We start from the raw sequence: 18857 nt of genomic DNA, 5'->3' as shown, positions 1-18857 counted from the left end.
CATGACCGCGAGCCGCGAGCGCCAGATCATCACGGTCGCCGATCCGGCGGCACTGGCGCAGGCGGCCGCCGAGCGGGTGATCGCCAGGATCGACCAGAACAGCGGCCGGATCGCCGTGTGCCTCACCGGCGGCTCCAGCCCCAAGGCGCTCTACCAGCTGCTGGCGACGCCCGACTATCGCCAGAGGATTCCGTGGGACCGTATCGACTGGTTCATCGGCGATGAGCGACTGGTGCCGCGCAAGGACAAGCTGCACAACATGAGCATGGCGCGCCAGGCCTTCCTCGACCGCTGTGCGCCGGCCGCGAATGTCCATCCGATCGCGACCGACACCGCCGATCTCAGGGATCCCGACGTCAGCGCGGCGCTGTACGAGAACGAGCTGATGGCATTCTACGGCGCCGAACAGCTCGATCCGAAGCGGCCGCTATTCGACCTGGTGCTGATGGGCATCGGCCCCGACGGCCACACCGCTTCGCTGTTTCCAGGTTATCCCGCGGTCGAGGAAACGCAGCGCTGGGTGGTCGGCGTGCCCAAGGCCAATGTCGAGCCGTTCGTGCCGCGCGTGTCGTTGACGCTGCCCGCGCTCGCCTCGTGCCGCGAGATGCTGTTCGAGGTGGCGGGCGAGAACAAGCGCGCGATCTTGACGCGCCTGTTCGCGGGCGAGAACCTGCCGGCAAACCGCGCGCGATCGCAGGGCGAGACCGTCTGGCTGATCGATCAGGCCGCGCTGCCGGAGGACTTTCGTGGGTGACGGACAAAACCCCTGCGCACTGGTCGTGATGGGCGTCTCCGGCTCGGGCAAGAGCACCATCGCCGACCGCCTTGCGATCAGGATCGGCTGGCGCTTCGAGGACGGCGACAGTTTTCATCCGCCAAGCAATGTCGCCAAAATGCATTCCGGACAACCGCTCACCGACGAGGATCGCTGGCCCTGGCTGCGCGCGATCGCCGACGAGATCGACCGTACCTGCGGCGTTCGCGAACGCGCCGTCATCGCCTGCTCCGCGCTGAAGCGTGCCTATCGCGACATCCTGGTGCATGGCCGCGACGATATCCGCATCGTCTTCCTCGACGGCTCGCAGGAGCTGATCGCCACGCGGCTCGGCGCGCGCAAGGGCCATTTCATGCCGCCGGGGCTGCTCGCCAGCCAGTTCAGGACGCTGGAGCCGCCGACACCGGAGGAACGCCCGATCACGGTTGCGATCGACCGACCGGTCGAAATCATCGTCGAAGACATCGTCACTCAACTGAAGCTGGACCGCCCATGACCCGCATCGCCCTTGTCGTATCCGATGTCGACGGCACGCTGCTCACCAAGGACAAGACCTTGACCGACGGCGCCAGGGTGGCGGTGCGCAGGCTGCATGAGGCCGGCATCGGCTTCACCATCGTCTCCAGCCGGCCGACGATCGGGATGGGTTTCCTGATTGCGCCGCTTGCGATCACGCAGGCGATTGGTGCCTTCAACGGCTCCTCGATCGTCGATCCGCAGCTCAAGCCCCTCGAGCAGCATTTGATCCCGGCAGCGGTCGCAAAACGCTGCATCGACATGCTGCACGAGCGCGGCGTCGATATCTGGCTGTTTACCAACGATCGCTGGCTGACGCGCAACCCTGACGGCGAGTACACCGCCCACGAGCAGCACACGATCAAGCATGATCCGACCATCGTCGGCGATTTTGCTCCCTATCTCGACCAGGCCTGCAAGATCGTCGGCGCGAGCTCGGATACAGCCCTGCTGCAACGCTGCGAGGCGGAGATGCAGCAGATGGTCGGCCGCGATGCCACCGCGGTCCGCTCGCAGACCTACTATCTCGACGTCACCCCGCCGGGTCACGACAAGGGCACCTTCGTCGAGGGCATCGCGAAGCGCCTTGGCGTGCCGCTGGAGAATGTCGCCACAATCGGCGACATGCAGAACGATCTGCCAATGTTCGCCAGGAGCGGCGTCTCCTTCGCGATGGGCAATGCCAGCGATGACGTGAAGGCGCGCGCCACGCATGTCACCGAAACCAACGAGCACGACGGTTTCGCACGCGCGATGGACACGGTGTTGCAACTTCGTTGAGGCGTGCGGACGATCGCCCCACCCGTGATCGAGCGCGGGGCGCAGCGTGATCGTCGCTTGCACGATTTCGGAATATTGGAAATATACTCCTGATTTGCCCGACATGTCAAGTTGGCTCGTTGAACGCCGGCAGCTGCCGGCTCCTTTGCATGGGGTTGTTTTCTGTATTTTGGCAGCGCGCACCTGCGGCGGTCCCGCAAGCGGAAGACGGAGGGCGGGCAGCATCGCCGCGGTCGCAGGTTTAACTTAACTTCATCGCGCTTTAGGTCGACCGCTGCACCGCGGGCTTCTCGGCGTCGGCCCTGGCGGCGCTGAGATTGTGCGCGGTGTTGATCAACGCGATATGGGTCAATGCCTGCGGGAAATTGCCGGTCTGCCGCCCGGCACCGGAATCGAATTCCTCGGCCAACAGTCCGAGATCGTTGGCGACCGCGACCACGCGGTCGAACATGGTCTGCGCCTTGTCGACATCTCCCGCCAGCACATGAGCGTCGGCAAGCCACAGGCTGCAGGCCAGGAACGCGCCCTCGATCGGCTGGATCTCATCGGACACCTCGCGCGGATCGTGCCGCAGCACGAAGCCGTCGCGCATCATGTGCCGCTCGACCGCGTCGATCGTGCCGCGGATGCGCGGATCGCCCGGCGGCAGGAAGCCGACCGACGGCAGCAGCAGCAGGCTGGCGTCGAGCAGCTTTGAGCCATAGCTCTCGACGAAACTGTTGAGGCCAGGATCGAAGCCGCGTTGGCAGACGTCGCGATGAATGGCCTCGCGCAGCACCCGCCATTTGACCAGCGGCCCCTTGAAGCCGAACCGCTCCGCGCTCTTGATGGCGCGGTCGAAGGCGACCCAGCACATCACCTTGGAGAATACGTAGTGTCTGGGGGTGCCGCGGCGCTCCCAGATGCCGTGATCCGGCTGATCCCAGACATCGGCGAGATGGGTGACGACGGTACATTCCAGCGACCAGTTCTCTTCGTCGAGCTTCAGCTTGGCCATGCGGGACTGGTGGAAGGCGTCGATCAACTCGCCATAGACGTCGAGCTGAAGCTGCGCATGTGCGGCATTGCCGGCGCGTACCGGCTGCGCCCCTTCATAGCCGCACAGCCACCCGGCCTCCCATTCCAGGAGGCGCCGCTGGCCCAGGATACCGTACATGATCTGCATGTTGGCCGGCGCGCCGGCTGCGGCCCGCAGCAGCCAGTTGTGCCAGGCCGCCGCTTCCTCGGTGTAGCCCGAATTCATCAGGGCCAGCAGCGTAAAGGTGGCGTCGCGCAGCCAGCAAAACCGGTAGTCCCAATTGCGCGCGCCGCCGAGCTTTTCCGGCAACGACGTGGTGGGTGCCGCGACGATGCCGCCGGTCGGCCTGTAGGTCAGCGCCTTCAGCGTGATCAGCGAGCGCATCACGAGCGCGCGTTGATAGCTGCCGTCATAGGTCGAACGGCTGCACCATTCCCGCCAATATTCCTCGGTGTCCTTCAGCGCGGCCTCAGGGTCGATCGCCTCCGGCACCGGGTGATAGGACGGTCCATAGGTCAGGACGAACGGCACGGTGTCGCCTTCGCCGACCTCGAAATCGGCGAGCGTGGTCAGGTCCTTGCCGCGGGTTTCGACCGGGGTGCGCAGCACGGTCATGTCCTGCCCGCTGATCGCCAGAAGCCCGTCGCCATCCGGATTCTTCCGCACCCAGGGAACATCGACCCCGAAGCCGAAGCGGATCACCAGCTCCATGCGCATCTTGACGCGGCCGCTGATGCCGCGAACGAGGCGGACCACATCGGAGGCGTTGCCGCGCGGCGGCATGAAGTCGATCAGCGCGACCGCGCCGCCTTCCGCCTCGAACCGGGTCTCCAGGATCAGCGTATCGTCCCAGTAGCGCCGCGCGGTCTGCCTGATCTCTCCGGCGGGCGCCAGCAGCCAGCGGCCATTCCTCGACGTGCCAAGCAGCGCCGCGAAGCAGGGGTCGGAATCGAACGCGGGCCAACACAGCCAGTCGATCGAGCCGTCGCGGCCGACCAGGGCTGCGGTCTCGCAATCTCCGATCAGCCCATAGTCTTCGATACGAGAGGCCACGCGCTGCGCTCCGCGTTACCCGGTGTGCGAGCGCTCGCGGGTCGCGCGCTTGAGCGCGTCGACGTCGATCGCCGACGCGAGATGCTCGATCGAGACCGGGAGCCGCCGCTTCCAGTTCGGATGCTCGTAGACGGTGCCGGGGATGTTCGGCTGCTCGACAATGCCGAGCAGGTCCTCCATCGACACCGCCATCATCCGCGACCGCGTCCGTGCCAGGAAGCTCGCCACCGAATAGAAATCGTTGGCGTGGATGTCGTGCCGGCGCAGCACGTCATCGAGATGGCCGAGTGCATCCCAGCGCCCCTGGTCGGTCTCGCCGGGATCGATCCCGAGCGCACGCTTGGTCTTGAGGTCGCTGAACGAGCGCCAGCCCGCATAGGTCGAAAGGTCGTGGGTGTTGAAGGTCACCAACGCATCCGGCAAATAGTAGTCGGCATTGCGGAAGACGCCCTGGTCGTCGGTCTCGAACATCATCACGAGATAGGACCAGATGCCCCAGCCGTTCATCTGCTCGCGGAACCCGGGAGGTACGGTGCCGAGGTCTTCGCCGATCACGACGCAGCGGCTCGCCACGCTCTCCTGCGCGGTCGCCGCCAGCAGCGCCTCGAACGGCATCAGCACATAGGCGCCATTGGCCGGCCCGAAGCCGCGCGGCACCAGATAGAGCCGCTTCAGCCCGAAGGCATGGTCGAGCCTGATTGCGCCGGCATGGTGCATCGAGGCGCGCAGCATCTGCCTGAACGGCTCGAACGCGCGCTGTTCAAGGCCCGCGGCATTGAAGCCGGCAAGCCCCCAGTCCTGGCCCGCCGTGTTGAGCGGGTCCGGCGGCGCGCCGACGCCGAGATGGCGCGAGATCGCGGTCTGCTCATTCCAGGCGTCAAAACCGTCCGACTGCACGCCGACGGCAACATCGAGATAAAGCCCGACCCGCATGCCGAGCTTGTGCGCAAGCGCCTGGCAGGCGCCGAGTTGACGGTCCGCGGTCCATTGCACGAATTCGACGAACTCGACCTCGGCGGCGGAGTCGCGCGCACGGCGCAATTTGGCGCAAGCTGCATCGCTCGGCTGCCGCCATTCGTCCGGCCATTCCCACCACGGCGTGTTGAATTTGTGCCGCATCACCTCGAAGCAGGCGAAGCGCGACAGCAGTGTGCCCTGCTCGTTGCGATAGGCCTCGAAATCCTGCCAACGGCCGAGGCCGGGATTGGCCTTGAAGGCCGCGAACGCCGCGCGCAGCGCGGGCCATTTCTGCGCGGCGACGCCGACATAGTCGACCATGTCGTGGCTACGGAGTTGTGCCAGCGCTGCCCTGGTCTCGGCATCGACGCGGAATTCGGGAATCTGCTCGACGTCGATGTAGAGCCCATTGAGGAACAGCCGGCTGTTCGGCGAGTACGGGCTGCAATCGCCGGGCCGATCGTCGAACAGCGCATGCAGCGGATTGAGCCCAACGCCGTCGGCGCCGAGCCGGTGGGCGAATTCGAGCAGGTGCTGCAGGTCGGTGAAGTCGCCGATGCCCCAGTTGCGCGCTGACCGCACGCCGTAGAGCTGCACCGCGATCACCCAGCAGCGGTCGAACTCGCCGCCGAAGGCGCCGTGCGGCGCCACCAGCAGCGGCAGCTCCTCGCTGGCGCCCGATGCGTCCGACAGTTGCAGCCGATGCACGCCTTCGGGCAGACCGGACGGCCACGTCACGCTGCGCTCACGCGCCTCGCCCTGCGCGAGCACCCCGGTCCCATTCGCAAGCTTCCATTGCACCGGAAGCCGGGCAGCCTCCGAGAGTTGCGTTTGCGCGGCCTGGCCGCCTCTGATGACCACGGGATCGGCGATGATCCGCCGGGGCGCCTGCGGCGGCAGCGCGTCGAGGATCGCCGTGAGCGCCTCGGGGGTTGTCACACGGCGGTGACCGCTGCCATCGATATACTCGGTCTGGATTCCCAGGGTCTGGGCTTTGGCGTAAAGGTCCATTCGGCACGCTGCCTGCTCGCAACGGTAGGTGTATCGTTGCTAAATTGTACAGATACGGGAAAGGGATAGTTGATGTTCAACGCTCTACCCTATCCGGCGTTCCCGCCGGGAACCATTGCCCGGCGAGCGGCTTTCTATATGGGTCTGGCGCGCCTCCTTCCCGGCGCCGGGACGTCATTTGCATTTTTAATGGCGGCATCACCGTGAACAAAACCCTCCGGCCTGTCGAGAGTGCCCATGGCACTTTTCATATCACCGATGTCTATCCGTCGGTTGATGGCGGCCGCTTTCCGGTCAAGCGCATTGTGGGCGAACCTGTCGAGGTGTGGGCCGACATCTACCGTGCCGGACATGACGTGATATCGGCGGCATTGGTGTGGCGGCGCGAGGGCGACGGCGAATGGCAGGTCGCGCCGATGACGCCGCACAGCGACGACCGCTGGGGCGGCGCCTTCGTGCCCGACAGGCCCGGCCGCTACGTGTTCGCGATCGAGGCCTGGACCGATGAATTCGCCAGTTGGCGGCATCGCTTCGAGCAGAAGGCGCGCGATGGTGGCGACCACACGCTGGACGCGCTCGAAGGCGCGGGCATGCTGACCCAGGCGCAGGCCGGCAGCCCGGCGGCGGCCGCCGTCATCATCAGGCAGTGCGAAATCTTTCTGCAGACCGGCGAACCAGGCGCGCTACTCGCGCCCGAATTGCGGGAGGCGATGGCCGGCAGCCAGTTTCGCCGCGATCTGATGCGATCGCAACTCTACCCCCTCACCGCGGACCGCCCGCGGGCGCGCAGCGGCGCATGGTACCAGATGTTTCCGCGCAGCCAGGGCAAGACACCGGGCATGCATGCAACCTTCAACGACTGCATCGCGCGGCTTCCCGACATCGCCGCGATGGGCTTTGACGTCGTCCTGCTCGCGCCGATCCACCCGATCGGCCGGCAGCACCGCAAGGGCCACAGCAATGCCGCGATCGCACAGGCGGGCGATCCCGGCAGCCCTTACGCGATCGGCGCAGCCGAGGGCGGCCACGACGCCGTGCATCCGGAACTCGGCACGCTCGACGATTTCCGCGCCTTTGTGGCGGCATGCCAGGCGCATGGCCTCGAGGTCGCGCTCGATTTCGCCGTGCAGTGCTCCCCCGATCATCCCTGGCTGAACGGGCATCCAGAGTGGTTCAAGCGGCGCCCGGACGGATCGATGCGCACGGCCGAGCATCCACCGCAGCGCTGGGATGATGTCGTCAATCCGGATTTCGGGTCCGAAGACGCCGGCGCCTTGTGGCGCGCGCTGCGCGACGTCGTGCTGTTCTGGGTCGAGCAGGGCGTCAGGATCTTCCGGGTCGACAATCCGCACACCAAGCCGCTGGCGTTCTGGGAATGGCTGATCCGCGAGGTGCGGGACCGCGACGCGGACGTGCTGTTCCTTGCGGAAGCCTTCGCGCGCCCGAAACTGATGAAGGGCCTCGCCAAGCTCGGCTTCACGCAATCCTACAGCTATTTCACCTGGCGGACGCAGCGCTTCGAGCTCGAACAATATCTCGGCGAGTTGACCTCCTATCCCGAGCGTGACTTCTTTCGGCCGAATTTCTTCGTCAACACACCGGACATCCTGCCCTTCCACCTGCAAAGCGGCGAATCCTGGATGTTCAAGTCGCGTCTCGCGCTGGCCGCGACGCTTTCAAGCAGCTATGGCATCTACAGCGGCTTCGAATTGCTCGAGCACACGCCGGTCCCCGGCCGCGAGGAATATCTCAACTCCGAGAAGTACGAGATCAGGGTTCGCAACTGGGAGCAGCCGGGGAACATCAAGCCCTATGTCGCGGCTCTCAACCGGATCAGGCGCGGCAGTCCGGCCCTGCAACAATTCGCCAATTTGCGCTTTATCAGTGTCGATGACGGCGGCGTGATCGGCTTCATCAAGGAGGCGGTCGATCAGAGCAATGTGATCGCGGCCGCGATTGCATTGTCAGCCGAGCTGCGTGAGGTCTGGCTGCCGCTCGGCGACGTCATGGTCGGCCGTGGCGATGCCCGCCGCCCCGTCTCGGCAGTGGAAGACCTTGTCACCGGCGAGCGCCACGCGCTCGAATGGGGAGGCATCCGCCTACGTATCGATCCTGCGCGCGATCCCGCGTTGCTGCTACGCTGTATCGCCTGAAGGAGCCGTCATGAACGTATTCTCCAACGTCGACATCAAGGAGAAGGTCGCAACCGAGACTGCGGACCAGCTGTGGTACAAGGACGCGATCATCTACCAGCTGCATGTCAAGGCATTTGCCGACAGCAACAATGACGGCATCGGCGACTTCGCGGGGCTGACGGAGAAACTCGGCTATCTGCAGGAGCTCGGCGTCACCGCACTGTGGCTGTTGCCGTTTTATCCCTCGCCCGGCCGCGACGACGGCTACGACATCGGCGACTATGGCGACATCAATCCCGATTTCGGGACGATGAAGGACTTCAAGCGCTTCATCCAGGAGGCCAAGAGGCGCGGCCTGCGCGTCATCACCGAGCTCGTCGTCAACCACACCTCGGACCAGCATGCGTGGTTCAAGCGCGCGCGCCGCAGCCCGCCGAACTCGAGCGCGCGAAGCTGGTATGTCTGGAGCGACACCGACCAGAAATACCTCGATACAAGGATCATCTTCACGGATACGGAGAAGTCGAACTGGACCTGGGATCCTGAAGCCGGCCAGTTCTACTGGCATCGCTTCTTCTCGCACCAGCCGGACCTGAATTTCGACAATCCGCGCGTAGTGCGGGCCATCGTGCAGGTGATGAAGCGCTGGCTCGACACCGGCGTCGACGGCTTCCGGCTCGACGCCATTCCCTATCTGTGCGAGCGCGACGGCACCAACAACGAGAACCTGCCGGAGACGCATGCCATCATCAAGCGGCTGCGCCAGGAGCTCGACGCCTATGCCAAGGGCAAGATCCTGTTGGCCGAAGCCAATCAATGGCCGGAGGACGTGCAGGAATATTTCGGCCATGGCGACGAATGCCACATGGCCTATCACTTCCCGCTGATGCCGCGCATCTACATGGCGATCGCCCAGGAAGACCGCTTTCCGATCACCGACATCCTGCGGCAAACGCCCGACATTCCCGCTGCTGCCCAGTGGGCGCTGTTCCTGCGCAATCACGACGAGCTGACGCTGGAAATGGTCACCGACGTCGAGCGCGACTATCTGTGGTCGACCTACGCCAACGACCCGCGCGCCCGCATCAATGTCGGCATCCGCCGCCGCCTTGCGCCGCTGATGGACAACGACAGGCGCAAGATCGAGCTGATGAACTCGCTGCTGCTGTCGTTCCCGGGCACGCCGATCATCTACTACGGCGACGAGATCGGCATGGGCGACAACATCTATCTCGGCGACCGCAACGGCGTGCGGACGCCGATGCAGTGGTCGCCGGACCGCAACGGCGGCTTCTCGCGCGCCGATCCGGCGCGGCTCTACGCGCCGATGATCATGGACCCGGTCTACGGCTATGAATCCGTCAATGTCGAGGCGCAGTCGCGCAGCCTGTCGTCGCTGCTTTCGGCGACCAAGCGGCTGATCGCGGTGCGCAAGTCGACGCTTGCCTTCGGGCGCGGCACCATGACCTTCATTCGCCCGGAGAACCGCTCGGTGCTGGCCTATGTGCGCCAGTACCAGGGTGAGGCGATCCTGTGCGTCGCCAATCTGTCGCGGTCGGCGCAGGCCACCGAGCTCGACCTCTCCGCCTTCAAGGACCGCATTCCGCTCGAGATGCTCGGGCGCACGCGCTTCCCGGCGATCGGCGAGCTGCCCTACATGATCACGCTCGCGCCGTACGGCTTCTACTGGTTCCAGCTGCAGGAGCGCGACAAGTCCGAGCCAGTGACGCCGCGCGCGGTGCCGGAATTCGAGACGCTGGTGGTGCCGATGAATTCGACCTGGATGTCATTGGCGCGCACCCGCGGCGTGTTCGAGCACGACGTGCTGCCCGGTCATCTCGCCCGCACGCGCTGGTATCCGGAGCGCTCGGCCAGCGCGATCCAGCCGATGCTGGTCTCCGCGATCCCGTTCTGCGACATCGGCGACAACCGGCCGTGGCTTGCCTTCTTCGAGACCACGCAGCGCGGCACCACCAGCCGCTACGTGCTGCCGATGCAGATCGAGTGGGTGCGCTTCGACCGCGAGCGCTACAATCCGCGCGCGTTCGCCGCCGTGCGCCAGGGCGCGCGCGAGGGCACATTGCTCGATGTCGCCACCGACCAGATCTTCACCGGCCTGTTCCTGCGCAACTTGCGGGAAAACCTCACGGTCGACGAAGGCGAGCAAGGCCTCAAGCTCGAATTCCGGCCGACCAGCCGCTTCTCCGACCGGCCGGTGCGGCAGCCCGAGCGCATCCGGGTCTTCGAGAACGATCAGCCGCATTCGACCGCGCTGGTCGACAACGAATACGTCACCAAGATCTACCGCAAGCTCGAGGTCGGCATCAATCCGGAGATCGAGATGGGCCGCTTCCTCACCGAAGTGGTCAACTTTCCGAACACCCCTGCCTTGCTCGGCACCGCCGAGCTGATCGAGGGCGACAAGCGCAGCGCAATCGCCGTCCTGCATGCGATGGTCGTCAACCAGGGCGACCTCTGGACCATCGCAGGCGCGCACCTCGACCGCCTGGTCGAACGGCAGCGCCTGCTCACGGTGAGCGAGCACCCCGTGGAGAACGGCGACCAGGCGACCTATCTGCGCCACATGTCGCATAGCGGGAAGCGGCTCGCCGAGCTGCATATCGCGCTCGCCAGCAACCGCGACCTGCCGGACTTCGCGCCCGAGCCGACCAAACCCGACGACCTGCAGCGCTGGGCCGACGAGATCATGGCGCGGGCCGAGCGCGTGTTCGATACGCTGAAGCAGCGGCGCGGCTCCCTGAAGGAGGCCGACCGGCTGCTGGCCGATCAGTTGCAGGCCCAGCACGACACGCTGCCGGAGCGGCTCAAGGCACTGCTGCCGCGCGAGACCGACGGTTTCAACATCCGCCATCACGGCGACCTGCATCTCGGTCAGTTGCTGGTGGTCAAGGACGACGTCTTCATCATCGATTTCGACGGCGGACCGGGCCGCACCATCGCCGAGCGGCGGCGCAAGGCACCGCCGGCACGCGACGTCGCCGGGCTGATCCGTTCGATCGACTATGCGGCAACGGCCGCGCTGGAACGGACGCTCAAGGTCTCCCCCGACGAGAGCGGCCGGCTGAGCCTCGCCTTGGCCGAATGGCGCGACCAGGCCGCGGATACCTTGCTGGCGGCTTACCGCGAGACGGTGGCCGGCCAGCGGCTGTGGCCCGCCGACGCCAAGACGGCCGATCGCCTGCTCAATTTTTTCCTGCTTGAGAAAGCCTTCTATGAGATCGAGTATGAGCTGGCCAACCGGCCGGATTGGCTGCGGGTGCCGCTCACCGGCCTGCTGAGGATCCTGGCGCAACAGCCGCATGAGGTTGCATGAGCAAACTGCCCGCCGAGGCCTATGCCATCATCGAGGGCCGCCACTCCGACCCCTTCCACTATCTCGGGCTTCACCCCGAGGGGGACCGCAACGTCGTGCGCGCCTTCCTGCCAGATGCCAGCAATGTCGAGGCGATCGGCGAGCATGGCGAGACGGCGCCGCTGGCGCGGATCCATGACGCCGGCCTGTTCGCGGGTCCCCTGCCGAACGGCTCGACGCGCTACCAGCTCCGCGCCCGCTTCGGCGACAACGTCGTCGAGCTGGAGGATGCCTACCGCTTTCCGCCGATCCTGAGCGATTTCGATCTCTACCTGCTCGGCGAAGGCACGCATCAGCGCGTCTACGATACGCTCGGCGCGCATCCGATGACGCTCGACGGCGTCGACGGCATCGGCTTCGTGGTGCTGGCGCCGAATGCGCGCCGGGTCAGCGTGGTCGGCGACTTCAATTTCTGGGACGGACGGCGGCATCCGATGCGGGTGCGCGGTGCAGGATATTGGGAGCTGTTCATCCCGCGTGCTCGGGTCGGCGACCACTACAAGTTCGAGATCATCGGGCGCAACGGCCAGCATCTGCCGCTGAAGTCCGATCCCCTGGCGTTCGCCGCCGAGGTACGGCCGAAGACCGCCTCGATCGTGATCGACGAGCGCAGGATCCCGCATCCGCGCCCGGCGCCGGATCGCGTCAACGCGCTGAGCTCGCCGATGTCGATCTACGAGGTCCATCTCGGGTCGTGGCGGCGCAAGGGCCGCAATGAGTGGCTGACCTATCGCGAGATGGCGGAGCAGCTGCCGGCCTATGCCAGCGACATGGGCTTTACCCATGTCGAATTCCTGCCGATATCAGAGCATCCGTTCGACGGCTCCTGGGGCTACCAGCCGACCGGCATGTTCGCGCCGACCAGCCGCTTCGGCTCGCCGGACGATTTCGCCGCGCTGATCGACGCCTGCCACGGCGCAGGGCTCGCCGTGCTGCTCGACTGGGTGCCCGGGCATTTCCCTGACGATCCGCACGGGCTCGGCAGCTTCGACGGCACCGCGCTCTACGAGCACGCCAATCCGCTGCAGGGCCGCCACCTCGATTGGGGCACGCTGATCTACAATTACGGGCGCACCGAGGTCACCAACTTCCTGGTGTCGAACGCGCTGTTCTGGCTCGATCGCTACGGCATCGACGGCCTGCGCGTCGACGCCGTCGCCTCCATGCTCTATCTCGACTACAGCCGTCCCGCCGGCGGCTGGATCCCGAACAAATATGGCGGCCGGGAGAACATCGAAGCGATCGACTTCCTGCGCCGCTTCAACACCGAATTGTTTGCGCACTTCCCGCAGGCGACCACGGCGGCGGAGGAATCTACGGCGTGGCCGCAGGTGTCGCGCCCGGTCGAATATGGCGGGCTCGGCTTCGGCTACAAGTGGAACATGGGCTGGATGCACGACACGCTGAAATATATCGGCAAGGATCCGATCCACCGCAAATACCATCACGGCGACATCCTGTTCGGCCTGCACTACGCCTTCTCGGAGAATTTCATCCTGCCGCTGTCCCACGACGAGGTCGTGCACGGCAAGCGCTCGATCCTCGGCCGCATGCCGGGCGACGAGTGGCAGCGCTTTGCCAATCTGCGCGCCTATTACAGCTTCATGTTCGGCCACCCCGGCAAGAAGCTGATGTTCATGGGCTGCGAGTTCGGCCAGGAGCGCGAGTGGAATCACGACTATTCGATCGATTGGCATCTGCTGCAACAGCCGAGGCACAGCGGCATCCAGAACCTTGTCCGCGACCTCAACCGGCTTTATCGCGCGCTGCCGGCGCTGCACGAGCTCGACTGCGACCAGGCCGGCTTCGAGTGGGTCATCACCGACGATGCCAACAACAATGTGTTCGGCTGGATCCGCAAGGGCAATGCTGAGCGCGCACGCTGCCTCGTGGTCGCGAACTTCTCGCCCAACGTCTACCGCAACTATCGCGTCCGGGTGCCGTTCGCGGGCAAGTGGCACGAGGTGTTCAACTCGGACTCCGCGCATTACGGCGGCACCAATGTCGGCAATGTCGGCGAGGTGCGCGCATCGGAGGACGCCACGCCCGAACTGAGCCTGACCATTCCGCCGCTGGCTGCGATCTTCCTCGTACCGGAAAGCTGATTGATGCGACTGACCGGGGGTACGTCCGCGCGGCTCGGTGCAAGCTGGGACGGCAGAGGCACCAATTTTGCGCTGTTCTCGGCGAATGCGGAGAAGGTCGAGCTGTGCCTGTTCGACGGCCAGGGCCGCCGCGAGCTCGAGCGGATCGAGATGCCGGAGCGCACCGAGGACGTCTGGCACTGCTATCTCAACGACGTCTCGCCGGGCCAGCTCTACGGCTATCGGGTCTACGGGCCTTACGCGCCGGAGCGCGGCCATCGCTTCAACGCCAACAAGCTGTTGCTCGATCCCTACGCCAAGCGGCTCGCCGGCCGGCTGGTATGGAGCGACGCGCATTTCGCCTACCGCACCGGCAGCGCGCGCGAAGACCTCTCGTTCGACCGGCGCGACAATGCCCGCGGCATGCCGAAGGCGGTCGTGGTCGACGAGACCTTCAACTGGGGACGCCGCGAGATCCGGCCGCACATCCCGTGGGAAGACACCATCATCTACGAGGCCCACGTCAAGGGCCTGACGCAGAAGCGCGAGGACGTGCCGCCGAACCTGCGCGGCACCTATGGCGGACTGTCGTCGCCGGCGATGATCGACCACCTCAAGCGGCTCGGCGTCACCACCATCGAGCTGTTGCCGATCCACGGCCTGATCGACGACCGCATCCTGGTCGAGAAGAAGCTGGCGAACTACTGGGGCTACAACACCATCGCCTTCTTCGCGCCGGAGGCGCGCTACGCCCAGGACAATGCGCTCGATTCCTTTCGTACCACGGTGGCGCGGCTGCACGATGCCGGCATCGAGGTGCTGCTCGACGTCGTCTACAACCACACCGCCGAGGGCAACCATATGGGCCCGACGCTGTGCTTCCGCGGCATCGACAACGCCTCCTATTACTGGCTGAACCGCGAGAACCCGCGCTTCTACGACGACTTCACCGGCTGCGGCAGCTCGGTCAACCTCACCCATCCGCGCGTGCTGCAGATGGTGATGGATTCGCTGCGCTACTGGGTCGAGGTCTGCCATGTCGACGGCTTCCGCTTCGATCTGGCTACCACGCTGGCGCGCGGGCCGAACGGGTTCGATCGCAACCACCCCTTCCTCACCGCGATCCGCCAAGACCCGGTGCTGGCGACCGCCAAGATGGTCGCCGAGCCCTGGGACCTCGGTCTCGGCGGCTACCAGGTCGGCGCGTTTCCATCGCAATGGTCGGAATGGAATGACCGCTATCGCAGCGCGATGCGGCGCTACTGGAGCGGCGAAGGCAGCCTGATCGGCGACATCTCGGGCCGCATGACCGCGTCGTCGGATTTGTTTCACCACGACAACCGCGCGACCCGCGCCAGCGTCAACCACATCACGGTACATGACGGTTTTACGCTCGCCGATCTCTTCAGCTACAACGAGAAGCACAACGAGGCCAATGGCGAGGACAATCGCGACGGCTCCAACGACAATCACAGCAACAATTGCGGCCATGAAGGCCCGACCGACGATCCTGCCATCATCGCGCTGCGCCGCCAGCTCAGGAAGAATGCGCTGGCCTGCCTGCTGCTGGCGCAAGGCACGCCGCTGATCCTCGCCGGCGACGAGGTCGCGAACACGCAAGACGGCAACAACAACGCCTATTGCCAGGACAACGAGACCGGCTGGATCGGCTGGGAGAACCTCGGCACGGATGACGACGCCATCGATTTCATCGGCCACCTGACCGCGCTGCGGCGTCGCTTCGGCCAGATCCGCTGCCAGAGCTGGCTCGACGGCCGCCGCACCGACGGCAGCTACGGCGTGCTCTGGCTGACGCCCGCGGCGGAAGAGATGAAGGAATCCGACTGGAAATTCCCGGAGAGCCGATTCCTCGCCTATGTGCTGGGGCCGATGGAACCAGGACAGGCGCCGATCTTTATCGTGCTCAATGCCGCACCGCAGGAGATCGTGTTCAGGATGCCGAGGATGGCGGAATACAGGAGCTGGCAGCAGGTCCTGAACACAACCAAGGCCGAGCAAACGGCTGAGCAATTCGCATCCGGCGCCGATACCAAGGCACCCCCGCGCTCGGTGCTAGCATTTGCAGGCTCCACATGAATAGACAACATTTCGGCGCCGAGCTGACACCTGACGGCACGCGCTTCCGGCTGTGGGCGCCGGCGGCCAAGCGCGTCGACCTCCTGATCGACCAACCGCATACGCGAAGTCGCGATGCGCATACGCGAAGCCGCGATGCGCATGCGCTCACGCGCGACGCCGCCGGCTGGTACGTCGCCGAGATCCCAGGCGCGCGCGCCGGCACGCGTTATAGATTCCGCGTCGATGACGAGGTCGATGTGCCGGATCCCGCCTCCGCGTTCCAGCCGGACGACGTGTTCGGCCCGAGCGAAGTGATCGACCACGCGGCCTTCAAATGGCGCGCGACGGACTGGCGCGGACGTCCCTGGCACGAGACCGTCGTCCTCGAGGCCCATGTCGGCACCTTCACCCGAGAGGGCACCTATCGCGCCATGATCGACAAGCTCGATCATCTGGTGGCGACAGGCATCACCGCGCTCGAGCTGATGCCGCTGGCGGATTTCGCCGGGAAGCGCAACTGGGGCTATGACGGGGTGCTGTGGTACGCCCCCGACAGCGCCTATGGCCGTCCCGACGACCTCAAGACCCTGATCGACGAAGCGCATCTGCGCGGGCTGATGGTGATGCTCGACGTGGTCTATAACCATTTCGGCCCCGAAGGGAATTATCTCGGCCGCTATGCGCCCTCCTTCTTCAGTGACGCGCATACTCCGTGGGGCAGCGCGATCGACTATCGCGTGCCCGAGGTGCGCGCGTTTGCGATCGGCAGCGTGATGAGCTGGCTGCGCGACTATCGCTTCGACGGGCTGCGGTTCGATGCGGTCAACACCATCGTCGAAGCCGGCGAGATCGCCGTTATCCATGACTTCAGCAAGGCCGCCGGCAAGCTCGCCACCGAGACCGGCCGCTACATCAACCTCGTGCTCGAAAACGGCGACAACATTGCAAGCCTGCTCGACGCCGCCGAGGATCCGCCGCACGGCAAATTCCGCGGCCAGTGGAACGACGACTATCATCACGCCTGGCACGTGCTGCTGACCGGCGAGACGCAGGGCTACTATGGCGACTACCGGGCGCCGAAGCAGGACCTCGCACGCGCGCTGTCGTCCGGCTACATCTACCAGGGTGAAGTGTCGGAGTTCTGGGGCGGCAAGGCCCGCGGCGAACCGAGCGGCATGCTGTCGCCGACCTGCTTCATCAACTTCCTGCAGAACCACGACCAGATCGGCAACCGGCCGCTCGGCGATCGTCTCGTCAGCATTGCCCGGCCGGAGGCGGTCGCGGCGGCGCTGGCGGTGACGCTGATCGCGCCGACCACGCCGATGCTGTTCATGGGTGAGGAATGGGGCGCGACAACGCCCTTCCCGTTCTTCTGCGATTTCAAGGGCGATCTCGCCAACGCCGTCCGCGCCGGACGACGCAAGGAGTTCGCCTGGGCCTATGCCAAATATGGCGACGACATTCCCGACCCGCTTGCCGACGAAACGGTGCGATCGGCCGTGCTCGACTGGGCAGCGCTCGGCCATGATCCGGCGCGCGCACGGCTTGCGCTGGTGCGCGACCTGCTCGCCGTGCGCCGGCAGGAGATCATGCCGCGGCTCAGAGGGTGCCGCTTCGGCGATGCCATCGTAGCAGGCGACCTGTTGACGGCGCATTGGCAGATGGGCGACGGCGGCACGCTGCGGCTGACAGCCAATTTGTCCGATCGTAACATCGTCGACGCTCCGGAACCGAAGGGAACTGCGATCTGGGGCGGCGCGTTGTCGAGCGACCTCCCCGGCTGGGCGGTGCGCTGGCACATCGGATAGCACAATGCCTCCGGCGATCCCGATCGCAACCTACCGTCTGCAACTCACTGCCGATTTCGACTTCGATGCCGCCGCCGGCGTGGCGCCGTATCTGAAGGCGCTCGGCATCAGCCATGTCTATGCGTCGCCCTTCATGAAGGCGCGCAAGGGCTCGACCCACGGCTATGACGTCGTCGACCACACCAAATTCAACCCGGAGCTCGGGGGCGAAGAGGGCTTTGCGCGGTTGAGCGACGCATTGAAGCGCCATGATCTCGGCCTGATCCTGGATTTCGTGCCGAACCATGTCGGCGTTCACTTCGCCGACAATCCGTGGTGGCTCGATGTGCTTGAATGGGGACCGGCGTCGCCGCACGCGGTCTCCTTCGACATCGACTGGGACCAGCTGCCCTATCGCGCGCGCGGCGGCGTGCTGTTGCCGATCCTCGGCTCGTCCTATGGCCAGGCGCTGGAGCGCGGCGACATCGAGCTGCGCTATGACGCGGACGAGGGCAGCTTCTCGGCCTGGTATTTCGAGCACCGCCTGCCGATCGCGCCGGAGCGCTATGGCGAGGTGCTGCGCACCATCGTCCGCGAGGCCGCGGCCGAAGACAGCCCGACCGGACGCGCGATGCTCGAGCTCGCCGCGCAATACCGGGCACTGCGTCGCCCCAACCGCGTCGAAGCGCCGGCGCTGAAGGCGGCGATCAAGGCGATCGAGGGCGGCGCCGACCTCATCGCGCGCGGGCTCGATGCCTATCGCGCCGGCGAGGACCGCCCGACCCAGACGCTGGCGCTGCACCATTTGCTGGAACGCCAGCACTACAAGCTCGGCCACTGGCGGCTGGCGTCCAGCGACATCAACTATCGCCGCTTCTTCGACGTCAACACGCTGGCCGGCCTCAGGGTCGAGGACGCCGCCACCTTCGAGGCGAGCCATAGCCTTGTGAAGCGGCTGATCGCCGAGGACCGGCTGCAGGGCTTGCGGCTCGACCATATCGACGGCCTGCGCGATCCCGCGCAGTACTTCCAGCGGCTGCGCCGCCTGATCCGCTCCGCGCAGGGCGCGAAAGCCAGACCGTTCTACATGGTGATCGAGAAGATCCTCGGCGAGGACGAGAAGCTGCCGAGATTCAGCGGCGTTCACGGCACCACCGGCTATGAATGGATGAACACGATCAGCCAGGCACTGGTCGACGGTCGCGGCCTCGATCCGCTCAACGAGATCTGGCGACAGATCAGCAACCAGTCGCCGAACCTGACGCCGGTGTTGCGCGAGGCCAAGCAGC

Annotated in this window: 11 protein-coding genes; 9 read left to right on the top strand and 2 right to left on the bottom strand. The window is 65.6% G+C overall.

What is annotated here, in order from left to right; all coding sequences use genetic code 11:
• The first annotated feature begins 1 nt into the window (after window position 1).
• The 3 genes from pgl to PMN64_RS26845 are packed head-to-tail and all read left to right on the top strand — an operon-like array spanning window position 2 to window position 2071.
• Complete coding sequence (pgl, locus tag PMN64_RS26855) at window positions 2-754, top strand: 6-phosphogluconolactonase (RefSeq protein WP_411782808.1); 753 nt, start codon at window positions 2-4, stop codon at window positions 752-754.
• Between the two features lie 28 nt (window positions 755-782).
• Window positions 783-1271: a gluconokinase gene (locus tag PMN64_RS26850; RefSeq protein ID WP_249167442.1), complete on the top strand. Its 489-nt coding sequence runs from the start codon at window positions 783-785 to the stop codon at window positions 1269-1271.
• Complete coding sequence (locus PMN64_RS26845; RefSeq protein ID WP_411782807.1) at window positions 1268-2071, top strand: Cof-type HAD-IIB family hydrolase; 804 nt, start codon at window positions 1268-1270, stop codon at window positions 2069-2071. The genes PMN64_RS26850 and PMN64_RS26845 overlap by 4 nt, the downstream gene beginning before the upstream one ends.
• 262 nt (window positions 2072-2333) lie before the next feature.
• Here PMN64_RS26845 and PMN64_RS26840 read toward each other — a convergent pair whose 3' ends face one another.
• Window positions 2334-4142, bottom strand: a complete 1809-nt coding sequence (locus tag PMN64_RS26840; RefSeq protein ID WP_411782806.1) for a glycoside hydrolase family 15 protein — start codon at window positions 4140-4142, stop codon at window positions 2334-2336.
• Window positions 4143-4157: 15 nt separating this feature from the next.
• A complete protein-coding gene (gene malQ / locus PMN64_RS26835; RefSeq protein WP_411782805.1) occupies window positions 4158-6110 on the bottom strand; it encodes a 4-alpha-glucanotransferase in 1953 nt (650 codons plus the stop codon).
• Between the two features lie 203 nt (window positions 6111-6313).
• Here malQ and PMN64_RS26830 point away from each other — a divergent pair, with 203 nt between their 5' ends.
• From PMN64_RS26830 to treY, 6 genes are all read left to right on the top strand, one after another.
• Window positions 6314-8263 carry an alpha-1,4-glucan--maltose-1-phosphate maltosyltransferase gene (locus PMN64_RS26830; RefSeq protein WP_411782804.1) on the top strand — a complete coding sequence of 650 codons (1950 nt, stop codon included), beginning with the start codon at window positions 6314-6316 and terminating at the stop codon, window positions 8261-8263.
• 10 nt (window positions 8264-8273) lie between these two features.
• Complete coding sequence (gene treS / locus PMN64_RS26825; RefSeq protein WP_411782803.1) at window positions 8274-11579, top strand: maltose alpha-D-glucosyltransferase; 3306 nt, start codon at window positions 8274-8276, stop codon at window positions 11577-11579.
• Complete coding sequence (gene glgB, locus PMN64_RS26820; protein ID WP_411782802.1) at window positions 11576-13723, top strand: 1,4-alpha-glucan branching protein GlgB; 2148 nt, start codon at window positions 11576-11578, stop codon at window positions 13721-13723. The genes treS and glgB overlap by 4 nt, the downstream gene beginning before the upstream one ends.
• A 3-nt stretch (window positions 13724-13726) precedes the next feature.
• Window positions 13727-15799 carry a glycogen debranching protein GlgX gene (gene glgX / locus PMN64_RS26815; protein ID WP_411782801.1) on the top strand — a complete coding sequence of 691 codons (2073 nt, stop codon included), beginning with the start codon at window positions 13727-13729 and terminating at the stop codon, window positions 15797-15799.
• On the top strand, window positions 15796-17589 hold the full coding sequence (gene treZ / locus PMN64_RS26810; RefSeq protein ID WP_411782800.1) for a malto-oligosyltrehalose trehalohydrolase: 1794 nt from the start codon (window positions 15796-15798) through the stop codon (window positions 17587-17589). Before glgX ends, treZ begins: the two co-directional genes overlap by 4 nt.
• Before the next feature lie 4 nt (window positions 17590-17593).
• Window positions 17594-18857 (top strand): malto-oligosyltrehalose synthase (treY, locus tag PMN64_RS26805; RefSeq protein WP_411782799.1); only part of this gene is annotated, 1264 nt, incomplete at its 3' end.

The sequence above is a fragment of the Bradyrhizobium sp. UFLA01-814 genome (assembly GCF_046718885.1).
GTDB lineage: Bacteria > Pseudomonadota > Alphaproteobacteria > Rhizobiales > Xanthobacteraceae > Bradyrhizobium > Bradyrhizobium elkanii.
Note: the sequence above shows the minus strand (reverse complement) of the source record. Positions and strands in the feature narration are given on the sequence as shown.

Bases quoted from the DNA above. Each gene is read 5' to 3' on its own strand.
- glgB (WP_411782802.1), top strand. From the start codon at position 11,576: ATGAGCAAACTGCCCGCCGAGGCCTATGCCATCATCGAGGGCCGCCAC.
- treS (WP_411782803.1), top strand. From the start codon at position 8,274: ATGAACGTATTCTCCAACGTCGACATCAAGGAGAAGGTCGCAACCGAG.
- malQ (WP_411782805.1), bottom strand. From the start codon at position 6,110: ATGGACCTTTACGCCAAAGCCCAGACCCTGGGAATCCAGACCGAGTAT.
- glgX (WP_411782801.1), top strand. From the start codon at position 13,727: ATGCGACTGACCGGGGGTACGTCCGCGCGGCTCGGTGCAAGCTGGGAC.
- treZ (WP_411782800.1), top strand. From the start codon at position 15,796: ATGAATAGACAACATTTCGGCGCCGAGCTGACACCTGACGGCACGCGC.
- PMN64_RS26850 (WP_249167442.1), top strand. From the start codon at position 783: ATGGGCGTCTCCGGCTCGGGCAAGAGCACCATCGCCGACCGCCTTGCG.
- pgl (WP_411782808.1), top strand. From the start codon at position 2: ATGACCGCGAGCCGCGAGCGCCAGATCATCACGGTCGCCGATCCGGCG.
- PMN64_RS26845 (WP_411782807.1), top strand. From the start codon at position 1,268: ATGACCCGCATCGCCCTTGTCGTATCCGATGTCGACGGCACGCTGCTC.